This window comes from Burkholderia sp. SIMBA_062, from assembly GCF_046534765.1.
GTDB lineage: Bacteria > Pseudomonadota > Gammaproteobacteria > Burkholderiales > Burkholderiaceae > Burkholderia > Burkholderia ambifaria.
Map to the genome: position 1 here is coordinate 274,475 of NZ_JAWRYD010000005.1, position 10,588 is coordinate 285,062.

Sequence of the window (10,588 nt, forward strand, 5' to 3'; positions counted from 1 at the left end):
GTTAAGTTTCGAGGCGCTCGATCTGCGCGCCCACTTCCGACGCGACGCGTTCGATGAACATCAGCTGGCGCACGGCCTCGGCGGCGGCCTGGTCGGCGGCGCTGTCGAGCAGCGTGCCGAGGCGCTCGAGGCGCACGCGCTTCTCGTCGCGCAGTTCGGCGAGCAGCGCATCGAGCGCGTCGACGTTGCGGGCGGCCGCGGCATCCTCGATGCCTTCGCGCCACTCCATCTGCTGCATCAGGAACGCGGGCTCCATCGCGGTGTTGTTTTCAGCACCGATGTCGACGCCGCGCAGCGACAGCAGATAGGTCGCACGCTTCAGCGGATCGCGCAGCGTGCGGTAGGCCTCGTTCGCACGCGTCGCCCATTGCATCGCGATGCGCTTTTGCGCATCGCCGGCCGCCGCGAAGCGGTCCGGGTGCACCTGCGTCTGCACCGTGCGATACGCGCTGTCGAGCGCCGCCTCGTCGAGCGCGAATTGCGCCGGCAGGTGAAACAGATCGAAGTGGCTGTCTTTCAGCGAAACCATCGTCGCGTTCAATTCCGGTTCGTCGCGCGGCAAACGCCGCACATTAAAAAGGCGGCCCGTGCCGCCTCTTGCCCGCCTTGAGCGGAAGACCGCGTCAGACGCGGAACGATTCGCCGCAGCCGCACTCGTCCTTCACGTTCGGGTTGTTGAACTTGAACCCTTCGTTCAGGCCTTCGCGCGCGAAGTCGAGTTGGGTGCCGTCGATGTACGCGAGGCTCTTCGGGTCGACGATGACCTTCACGCCATGGCTCTCGAATACCTGATCCTCGGGAGCCAGCTCGTCGACATACTCGAGCTTGTACGCGAGCCCCGAGCACCCGGTCGTGCGAACGCCAAGCCGCAGGCCCACACCCTTGCCGCGACGGACGAGGTATTTCTGGACGTGCTGTGCTGCTTTTTCGGTCAGTGTAATTGCCATGATGTCCTTGCCGCGGCACGCCTGGGGCCCGCCGCGTTCCCTTCTGAGCGCCCCCAAACCTGTCGCTTCGCGCCAGGCCCCCCGAGGGGGTCAATAAAACTTGGGGCGGCCCAGCGTTTTATCGAGAAGCCGCTCGATGCCGCTCAGGCCGCTGCCTGATCGCTTTCCGTGGTGTCGTGGCGCTTCTTGTAGTCGGCCACGGCTGCCTTGATCGCGTCTTCCGCGAGAATCGAGCAGTGAATCTTCACCGGCGGCAGTGCAAGTTCTTCGGCGATCTGCGTGTTCTTGATCGACAGCGCCTCGTCGAGCGTCTTGCCCTTCACCCATTCGGTCACGAGCGAGCTCGACGCGATGGCCGAACCGCAGCCGTACGTCTTGAACTTCGCGTCTTCGATCACGCCGTCCGCGCCGACGCGGATCTGCAGCTTCATCACGTCGCCGCAGGCCGGCGCGCCGACCATGCCCGTACCGACCGCGTCGTCGTCCTTCGCGAACGAACCGACGTTACGCGGGTTTTCGTAGTGATCCAGAACCTTGTTGCTGTATGACATGACTCAGACTCCTTGACTCGTTACGTCTGCGTGCGCAAATTCGCCCGCGAATGTATTCAATGCGATGTTCAGTGCGCAGCCCATTCGATCGTGGACAGATCGATGCCTTCCTGGTGCATTTCCCAGAGCGGCGACAGTTCGCGCAGCTTCGAGATCTTGCTGTTCAGCAGTTCGATCACGAAGTCGACGTCCTGCTCCGTCGTGAAGCGGCCGACAGTGAAGCGGATCGAGCTGTGGGCGAGTTCGTCGTTGCGGCCGAGCGCACGCAGCACGTACGAAGGCTCCAGCGACGCCGACGTGCAGGCGGAACCCGACGACACCGCGACGTCCTTGATCGCCATGATCAGCGACTCGCCTTCGACGAAGTTGAAACTGATGTTCAGGTTGTGCGGGACACGATGATCCATGTCGCCGTTCACGTAGGTTTCCTCGATCTGCGACAGGCCGCGCAGCAGCTTGTCGCGCAGCATGCGGACGCGCTCGTTCTCGGTCGCCATTTCTTCGCGCGCGATGCGGAACGCTTCGCCCATGCCGACGATCTGGTGCGTCGGCAGCGTGCCCGAGCGCATCCCGCGCTCGTGACCGCCGCCGTGCATCTGCGCTTCGATGCGCACGCGCGGCTTGCGGCGCACGTACAGCGCGCCGATGCCCTTCGGGCCGTAGGTCTTGTGCGCCGAGAACGACATCAGGTCGACCTTCAGCTTCGCGAGGTCGATCTCGACCTTGCCGGTCGCCTGGGCGGCGTCGACGTGGAACACGATGCCCTTCTCGCGGCAGATCTCGCCGATCGTCTCGATATCCTGGATCACGCCGATCTCGTTGTTCACGTGCATCACCGAGACGAGGATCGTGTCCGGGCGCAGCGCGGCCTTGAACACGTCGAGGTCGATCAGGCCGTCTTCCTTCACGTCGAGATAAGTGACTTCGAAGCCGTCGCGCTCGAGCTCGCGGCAGGTATCGAGCACGGCCTTGTGCTCGGTCTTCACCGTGATGATGTGCTTGCCCTTGCCCTTGTAGAAGTTCGCAGCACCCTTGATCGCGAGGTTGTCCGACTCCGTTGCGCCGGACGTCCAGATGATCTCGCGCGGATCCGCGTTCACGAGCGCGGCCACCTGCTCGCGCGCTTCCTCTACCGCGCGCTCCGCATCCCAGCCATACGCGTGGCTGCGCGATGCCGGGTTGCCGAACTGCTCGCGCAGGTACGGCACCATCTTGTCGACCACGCGCGGGTCGACCGGCGTCGTCGCGCTGTAATCCATGTAGATGGGCAGGTGGAGAGTCTCTTGGGTCATCTGTCGCTCCGGGTATTCTGTGCAGGGACTATGTGCGTTATGGGGTGTGCGGCGGGTGTGCGGCGCGTTCGCGCTCACGAACTCGCGATGTTGAACACCGAATTGGGACCGAGCGGCATCGTGCGCACCGGTTCGGCCGGCGCCGCGGCGGGCTCCGGCGCGCGTCGATCGCGCAACACCGCGGGTGCGCCCTCGCGTGCGCGCTGCTGATCGACGAGATCCTGCAGCGACACCGAATCGAGGTATTCGACCATTTTCTGGTTCAGGGTCGACCACAGCTCGTGCGTCATGCAATGGCCGTCGGGCTGCTTCGACCCGTCGCACGTGCCTTTGCCGCCGCACTGCGTGGCGTCGAGCGGTTCATCGACCGCGATGATGATGTCGGCGACGGTGACGTCCTGCGCGCGGCGCGCGAGGTTGTAGCCGCCGCCCGGGCCGCGCACGGATTCGACGATTTCATGCCTGCGCAGCTTCCCGAACAGCTGTTCGAGATACGAGAGCGAAATCCGCTGGCGCTGGCTGATGCCTGCAAGCGTCACCGGGCCCTGCTCCTGGCGCAGTGCCAAGTCAATCATCGCCGTGACGGCGAAACGGCCTTTGGTGGTGAGTCTCATGGTGTCTAGGGGACTGCAATCTTGACGATTTTGGTCAAGTATAAATATTTGACGATTTTAGTCAAGTATCCATGTCTGCGACAGGGTATTCGCAGCACGCTGAATACCGTGCCGCGATCAGCGTCCGGTACGGCTCCGGAGGGTGTCCAGCAGGCCCGCGCACGCGCGCTCGACCTGATCGAGCACCTGTTCGAAGCCCTGCGCGCCGCCGAAATAGGGATCGGCCACTTCGGTCTCGGCCGCGCCCGACGCGAATTCCATCAGGAGGCGCACCTTGTCGCGATGCTCCGGCGGACAGCGCCGGCGCAATTCCGCGAGATTGGCTTCGTCCATCGCCAGCAGCAGGTCGAACCGCTCGAAATCCGCCGCGCTCACCTGCCGCGCCCGCAGCGCCGACAGGTCGTAGCCGCGGGTACGGGCCGCCGCCTGCGCGCGCGTGTCGGGCGGTTCGCCGACGTGCCAGTCGCCGGTGCCGGCCGACTCGATCGCGATGTGCTCGGCCAGCCCGGCCGCGTCCACCTGGTGGCGCATCACGCCTTCCGCGGTGGGCGAACGGCAGATATTGCCGAGACAGACGAAACAGATCGCAACGCGGGTCATCGCACTATCGGAAAGCCGCGGCGAACCGCGTTGGAGAAGAACGCGCCATTATACAAAGGCGCCCGAAATCGCGCCGCCGCGCAAAGCGACGGCGGCGTGCCTTACAGCGCCTTGGGCGCGGCGAGCCCGACGTCGCCGGAAGCGGCCGGCAACGGTTGCGCCGCGTCGTCGACGAGCCCGAACGACACCGCGCGCGCCAGTTCGGCGGATGCCTGATGCACGGCGAGCGGACCACGCGACGGCGCGTCGGCCATCGCGTGCAGATAGGCGAGCGCGGCGAGCGGAACGACGATTGCCAGCGGCCAGTACATCGATATTGTCTTTTTCATGATGCGGCTCCTTGACCTCATTCCCCGAAACCCAATTCCGGGGACTACAGACGAGATTCTATAGACCGCATCTATCGAGATAAATACATAAATAGCGAACGCACTGTTGTCATCCGATGAACAGTGGTCAGCCGAGATGGCTTTGCGATGCCGCGTACAGTTCGCGGAACGTGCGGCCGGTCGGGGTCGGCAGGTCGCGCGTGTCCATCCAGCCGCCCATCATGGGCAGGCGCCGCAGCACGCCGCCGGCGCCGCCGAGCCGCTCGAGCACGCGCACCGCGAGCTTGGTCGTCAGCGCGTAAAGCATCGGCCGGCGCGCGAAAAAGCCCCACGCGGCGAGTGCGGCACGCTCGCGCCATGGCCGCAGGTGCCGCTCGACCTGTTTCTCGCGCAGCGTGCGCAGCAGGTGCGACAGCGGGATCCCCACCGGGCATACGCTGTCGCATTCGCCGCACAGCGTCGCGGCCTGCGGCAGGTCGAGCGCACGGTCGATCCCGACGTAGCTCGGCGTCAGCACCGACCCCATCGGGCCCGGATAGACCCATCCGTACGCGTGCCCGCCGACCTTCTGGTACACCGGGCAATGGTTCATGCACGCGCCGCAGCGGATGCAGCGCAGCATCTCCTGGAATTCGCCACCGATCAGGCCCGTGCGGCCGCCGTCGACGAGCACCACGTAGTTGTGCTCCGGGCCGTCCTCGTCTCCCGGGCCGCGCGGCCCGGTGAGCAGGGAGAAGTAATTCGACGTCTTCTGCCCGGTCGCCGAACGCGGCAGCAGACGCATCGCGGTCGCGAGATCCTCGAGCGTCGGCAGTACCTTCTCGATGCCCGTCACCGCGACATGCACGCGCGGCATCACCGTGCACATGCCTTCGTTGCCTTCGTTCGTGACGATCGCGACCGAACCCGTCTCGGCGATCACGAAGTTGCCGCCCGTCACGCCCATGTCGGCCGACAGGAAATGCGGGCGCAGCACCTCGCGCGCCTCGCGCGTCATGTCGGGAATCTCGGTCAGCCGCTCGCGGTGGTGCGTGCGCGCGAACAGGTCGGCGATCTCGTCCTTGTCCTTGTGCACGACGGGCGCAATGATGTGGCTCGGCGGCTCGTTGTCGTTGATCTGCAGGATGTATTCGCCGAGGTCCGTCTCGATCGACTGCACGCCCATCTCGGCGAGCACCGCGTTCAGGCGCATTTCCTCGGACACCATCGACTTCGTCTTGATGACCTTCTTCACGTCGTGGCGCCGCGCGATGTCGGCGACGAGCCGCGCAGCGTCCTCGGTCGTTTCCGCGAACAGCACCGTCGTGCCGCGCCGCGCCGCCTCGCGCTCGAACGCCTCGAGCCACACGTCGAGGTTCTCCAGAGCCCGGTTGCGGCGCGCCTTCAGCGCGGCGCGCGTCGCCTGGAAGTCGATCGCGGTCATCGCGTCGGCGCGCGCGGACACGAACTTCGTCGACAGCTTCTTCAGGTTCTGCTGCAAGCGCTGGTCGGCCAGCTTCTGGCCGGCACGCGCCTTGAAATGCATCGATTGGACTTGCATCGCGGTATCGGGGAAAAGTGAGCGGAACCGGGCGTCAGACGTCGCCCGCCAGCACCTGCGCGACGTGCAGCACGCGCGTGTCGCGGTCGCCCGTCCGGCGCAACCGCCCTTCGATGTTCAGCATGCAGCCGAGATCGCCCAATACGACGGCGCCCGCGCCGGACGCACGCACATTCGCGCATTTCTCGTCCGCAATGGCTGCCGAAATGTCGCCGTACTTGACCGCGAACGTGCCCCCGAAGCCGCAGCAGTGCTCGCAGTCCTTCATCTCGGTAACGGCCACGCCGCGCTGCGCGAGCAGCGCGCGCGGCTGCGCCTTCACGCCGAGTTCGCGCAGGCCCGAGCACGAGTCGTGGTAGGTGACGGGCCCCGCGAATTCGCCGGGCGCGAGCGTGACCTTCGCGACGTTCGCGAGGAAATCGGTCAGTTCGTAGACTTTCTGCTGGAACCGCGCATAGCGCCCCATCAGTTCGGGGTCGTCGCGGAACAGGTCGCCGTAGTGCGCGCGGATCATGCCGCCGCACGAGCCCGACGGCACGACGACGCAATCGAACTGCTCGAACTCGCGCAGCGTCTTTTCCGCGAGGTCGCGCGCGAGCGCGCGATCGCCCGAGTTGTAGGCCGGCTGGCCGCAGCAGGTTTGCGCGGGCGGCACGAACACCTCGTAGCCGGCGTCGCGAATCAGCTTCAGCGCGGAAAAGCCGATTTCCGGACGCATCAGGTCGACCAGGCAGGTCACGAACAAACCGACTCGCATACGCGCTCCTTCGAGAAAACGGCTCTCATTATCCGCCGTTTGGCCAGCAAGACCAACGCCGGCGCACGCGCAAGCATGCATGTCAGGAAACGAGGACTTCCTCGAACGGCGTTCGCTTTTTTCACAATACGAGATACAATCGACGCAACACCGCTTGACGCGTCAACCGATTCTCCCCCGACATGAGCCAACCCACCCCGGATTCCAAAACGTCGATCCAAGTGATCGAACGCATGATGCGGTTGCTGGACGCGCTCGCCGCGCACAGCGACCCCGTCAGCCTGAAGGAGCTTGCCCAGCGCACGGAGCTGCATCCGTCGACCGCGCACCGCATCCTCAACGACATGGTGACCTGCCGCCTCGTCGACCGCTCCGATCCCGGCACGTACCGGCTCGGCATGCGGCTGCTGGAGCTCGGCAACCTGGTGAAGGCGCGCCTGTCGGTACGTGACGCGGCATTGATGCCGATGCGCGAGCTGCACCGCCTGACGGGCCAGACCGTGAACCTGTCGGTACGCCAGGGCGACGAAATCGTCTATATCGAGCGCGCGTATTCGGAACGCTCGGGGATGCAGGTCGTCCGCGCGATCGGCGGCCGCGCGCCGCTGCACCTGACGTCGGTCGGCAAGCTGTTCCTCGCGGTCGACGAAACGTCGCGCGTGCGCGCCTATGCGACGCGCACCGGGCTGTCCGGCCATACGCAGAACAGCATTACCGACATCGCGAAGCTCGAGCGCGAGCTGACGCTCGTGCGCCAGCAATCGTGCGCGCGCGACAACGAGGAACTGGAGCTGGGCGTGCGCTGTATCGCGGCCGGCATCTACGACGACTCGGGCAAGCTCGTCGCCGGCCTGTCGCTGTCGGCACCGGCCGACCGCCTGCAGGACGCGTGGCTCGGCCAGTTGAGCCGCACCGCGCTGACCATCTCGGAATCGCTCGGCTACCGCCCCGCGCCCGCGAAGGATACGGAAGGACTGCAGCGGCACGCATGAGCCGCGCCACCCGCCGCCCGGCGGCCGGACGAAAAAAAGCCCTGCGATTGCAGGGCTTTTTCTTTGCGGCGACCGGTGCGGCGGCAAACCGCCGCGCCGCGATCAGGTGCCGCCGTTCGCCGTGTTGGCCGCCGTCAGGCGCTCGCCGCCGCCGGCGTCGAGCCAGTTGCGCAGGCGCGCCGCGTCGGCGAAGCGCGAATACTTGCCGAACGAATCCAGCAGCACCATCACCATCGGCCGGCCATGGATCGTCGCCTGCATCACGAGACATTCGCCTGCCTCGTTGATGAAGCCCGTCTTCTGCAGGCCGATGTCCCACGAGCCGTTGCCGCGGATCAGCGCGTTCGTGCTGTTGTAGACCAGGTTGCGCTTGCCCGTATAGACGTCGTACGTCCGATCGGTCGAAAACTGGCGAATCACCGGGTACTGGTATGCCGCATTGACCATCTTCACGAGATCGCGCGCGCTCGACACGTTCGAGCTCGACAGGCCCGTCGAATTCTCGAAGTGCGTGTCGTTCATGCCGAGCGACTTCGCCTTCGCGTTCATCGCGGCGATGAAGGCCGGACGGCCGCCCGGGTAGTAGCGCGACAGCGCCGCCGCCGCGCGGTTTTCCGATGCCATCAGCGCGATGTGCAGCATGTCCTCGCGCGACAGGACCGAGCCGACCGACAGGCGCGAGCCCGTGCCCTTTTCGTAGTCGCGATCTTCGTCGGTGACCTCGAGCTGGTCGGTCATCGGCGACTTCGAGTCGAGCACGACCATCGCCGTCATCAGCTTCGAGATCGACGCGATCGGCACGACGGCGTGCGAATTCTTGTCGAACAGCGGCTCGCCGGTGTTCTGGTCGACGACGTACGCGACACTCGAGCGCAACGCGAGCGCGTCCGGCGTGTCGTGCAGGCCGAACGCCTGGCCGACCGTCGGGCGACGCGGCTGGAACGCGACCTTGCGCACCGCGCCGCGGTGGCCGTGCACGTTCGCCGTGAGCGTCGCGCGCTTGCGCGAGGCCTTCGCGCGCGGCGCATCGGCCGACGCGACGTCGGCGGATTTGGCGGAGGCAGCCTTCACCGACTTCTTCGCGGACGAAGAGGAAGCGGCTTTCCTGGCGGCCTGGTGGGTCTTCGCAGTGGCGGCAAAGGCGTCAACCGGCGTGACGGACGCGGTGGTCGCCAGCAAGGCGACGGCGACCGACACAGCCGTGCCGAGCGTCATGCTCTGCAACAATCTGCGTGGTGAAAACGATTCGGCTTTCATTGGGGTCTGGACAAAGCGGGCGGGAGGTTTCCGCAAGTGTAGTTAAAGCTTAAAAAAAGAGCAATATTAGGCACTTACCGATCGTCGTTAAACCGGAATGTAAGGGTCGCCCGACGATCCATCGATCGACCCTCCCGCTCCCATCGAAAAAATTCATGGGATGCGCTGCCCGACAGTACCCGCCTCGCGATTACCACGCGGTTAATTGAGATAACGTCACTTTGACGAGAAGTTAAAGCGGGGAAAGTACGTATCCGGCGCTCGGGGTGCCCGTGGCACCGGTCTCCGCCGCGGCGGCGGCACGTCGCCACGGCACGCGCATTGAAACGGCGCGCTTTTCGACAGGAACAGAAGCATAACGTTCCACATGCCTGTCAGGTTTACCTGTGCATGATCATGGTGCGCCGCGCCTGCCCCGGCCGGGTGCGCACCATGTGGGAAAAACACGGGTGAAACCGATTCCGGACGCGTGCGATAACTCGTTGTTTTATCGATAATTTGTCGCGATTGTGCAATGCACAAAAAATGCTTGACAAGACTTTTCTGTGCCCTAAAATATGACTCATTGCTGCGATGCACAAAGCACGCAGCGCCGAGGTTCCCCAGCGTAGTGCCCTTTATATCCCTGCGATCGACGCGATCGCTTTTCAGGAGCTTGACATGTCCTTGCTGACCCCCGAGCAAATCGCCGCCGCCCAGAAAGCCAACCTCGAAAGCCTGTTCGGTCTGACGACCAAGGCGTTCGAAGGCGTCGAAAAGCTGATCGAACTCAACCTGCAGGTCGTGAAGTCGACGCTGACGGAAAGCCAGGAAAACGCACAACGCCTGCTGTCGGTGAAGGACGCGCAAGAGCTGATCGCGCTGCAAGCGAGCCTGTCGCAGCCGGTCGCGGAAAAGGTGCTGTCGTACACCCGTCACCTGTATGAAATCGCGTCGTCGACGCAAGCCGAGTTCGCGAAGGTTGCGGAAGCGCAATTCGAAGAGCAGAACAAGAAGGTCCAGGCGCTCGTCGACAACGTCGCGAAGAACGCACCGGCCGGTTCGGAAACGGCTGTCGCCGCACTGAAGTCGGCGCTGAACGCAGCGAACACCACGTACGAAACGGTCCAGAAGGCTGCGAAGCAAGCCGTCGAGATCGCCGAAACGAACTTCAACGCGGCTGCCGCTGTCGCGACGAAGGCTGCAAGCGCTGCTGCATCGCGCCGCTCGACCAAGCCGGCCGCGTAAGCGTCCCTGCTCCTGAAAAAGCCGCGCACTGCGCGGCTTTTTCGTTTCAGGCGCCGACACACCGCGCGGCCGGCCGTCGTCGAGGCGTCGAGGCGTCGAGGCGTCGATGCGTCGGCGTGATACGGATGGCGGGCTGCCGTCGGCCTCGGGCACAAGAAAACGCCGCCGTCCGGATGTCCCGGGCGGCGGCGTTTTTCATGGCCGGCGCGAGGCCGACCATGCCGGTCGAGTTACTTCTTGCGTTGCGGCGGGAGATCGGTACAGACGCCTTCGTACAATTCGGCGGCCATGCCGACCGATTCGCCGAGCGTCGGGTGCGGGTGAATCGTCTTGCCGATGTCTTCCGCGTCCGCGCCCATTTCGACGGCGAGACACACTTCGCTGATCAGGTCGCCCGCGTTCAGCCCGACGATGCCGCCGCCGATCACGCGATGGGTTTCCTCGTCGAAGATCAGCTTCGTGAAGCCTTCGTCGCGGCCGTT

General features: G+C 65.0%; 12 protein-coding genes and 1 pseudogene. 2 read left to right on the forward strand and 11 right to left on the reverse strand.

Annotation, left to right across the window (positions count from 1 at the left end):
- Position 1 precedes the first annotated feature (1 nt).
- From hscB to SB786_RS07910, 9 genes are all read right to left on the reverse strand, one after another.
- Positions 2-529 carry a Fe-S protein assembly co-chaperone HscB gene (gene hscB, locus SB786_RS07870; protein WP_034176899.1) on the reverse strand — a complete coding sequence of 176 codons (528 nt, stop codon included), beginning with the start codon at positions 527-529 and terminating at the stop codon, positions 2-4.
- Between the two features lie 94 nt (positions 530-623).
- A complete protein-coding gene (gene iscA / locus SB786_RS07875) occupies positions 624-947 on the reverse strand; it encodes an iron-sulfur cluster assembly protein IscA (RefSeq protein ID WP_006754132.1) in 324 nt (107 codons plus the stop codon).
- A gap of 143 nt (positions 948-1,090) precedes the next feature.
- Positions 1,091-1,498 (reverse strand): Fe-S cluster assembly scaffold IscU, encoded by a 408-nt coding sequence (gene iscU / locus SB786_RS07880; RefSeq protein WP_410727002.1) that lies wholly within the window; start codon positions 1,496-1,498, stop codon positions 1,091-1,093.
- A gap of 68 nt (positions 1,499-1,566) precedes the next feature.
- Positions 1,567-2,790, reverse strand: a complete 1,224-nt coding sequence (locus tag SB786_RS07885; RefSeq protein ID WP_410727003.1) for an IscS subfamily cysteine desulfurase — start codon at positions 2,788-2,790, stop codon at positions 1,567-1,569.
- Positions 2,791-2,864: 74 nt separating this feature from the next.
- Entirely contained in the window at positions 2,865-3,404 is a 540-nt protein-coding gene (gene iscR, locus SB786_RS07890; protein ID WP_006760276.1) for a Fe-S cluster assembly transcriptional regulator IscR, read from the reverse strand.
- A gap of 117 nt (positions 3,405-3,521) precedes the next feature.
- Complete coding sequence (locus tag SB786_RS07895; RefSeq protein WP_410727004.1) at positions 3,522-4,004, reverse strand: low molecular weight protein-tyrosine-phosphatase; 483 nt, start codon at positions 4,002-4,004, stop codon at positions 3,522-3,524.
- Positions 4,005-4,105: 101 nt separating this feature from the next.
- Positions 4,106-4,333, reverse strand: coding sequence for a hypothetical protein (locus tag SB786_RS07900; protein ID WP_006754128.1), 228 nt, complete (start codon positions 4,331-4,333; stop codon positions 4,106-4,108).
- A 127-nt stretch (positions 4,334-4,460) separates the two neighbouring features.
- Entirely contained in the window at positions 4,461-5,873 is a 1,413-nt protein-coding gene (locus tag SB786_RS07905) for a lactate utilization protein B (protein WP_410727005.1), read from the reverse strand.
- A 34-nt stretch (positions 5,874-5,907) separates the two neighbouring features.
- Positions 5,908-6,630 (reverse strand): (Fe-S)-binding protein, encoded by a 723-nt coding sequence (locus SB786_RS07910; RefSeq protein WP_410727006.1) that lies wholly within the window; start codon positions 6,628-6,630, stop codon positions 5,908-5,910.
- A 182-nt stretch (positions 6,631-6,812) separates the two neighbouring features.
- Here SB786_RS07910 and SB786_RS07915 point away from each other — a divergent pair, with 182 nt between their 5' ends.
- The gene (locus tag SB786_RS07915; protein ID WP_006754125.1) at positions 6,813-7,622 is read left to right on the forward strand and encodes an IclR family transcriptional regulator; all 810 of its coding nucleotides are present in this window, start codon (positions 6,813-6,815) and stop codon (positions 7,620-7,622) included.
- A 102-nt stretch (positions 7,623-7,724) separates the two neighbouring features.
- On the opposite strand, the gene pbpG is transcribed toward SB786_RS07915, so the two are convergent.
- A complete protein-coding gene (pbpG, locus tag SB786_RS07920) occupies positions 7,725-8,879 on the reverse strand; it encodes a D-alanyl-D-alanine endopeptidase (RefSeq protein ID WP_410727007.1) in 1,155 nt (384 codons plus the stop codon).
- A gap of 660 nt (positions 8,880-9,539) precedes the next feature.
- On the opposite strand from pbpG, the gene SB786_RS07925 reads away from it, so the two are divergent.
- Positions 9,540-10,106 carry a phasin family protein gene (locus tag SB786_RS07925; RefSeq protein ID WP_006755449.1) on the forward strand — a complete coding sequence of 189 codons (567 nt, stop codon included), beginning with the start codon at positions 9,540-9,542 and terminating at the stop codon, positions 10,104-10,106.
- A gap of 230 nt (positions 10,107-10,336) precedes the next feature.
- Here the strand turns inward: SB786_RS07925 and SB786_RS07930 are convergent.
- Positions 10,337-10,588, reverse strand: a pseudogene (locus tag SB786_RS07930) (dihydrolipoyl dehydrogenase); the annotation flags it as partial.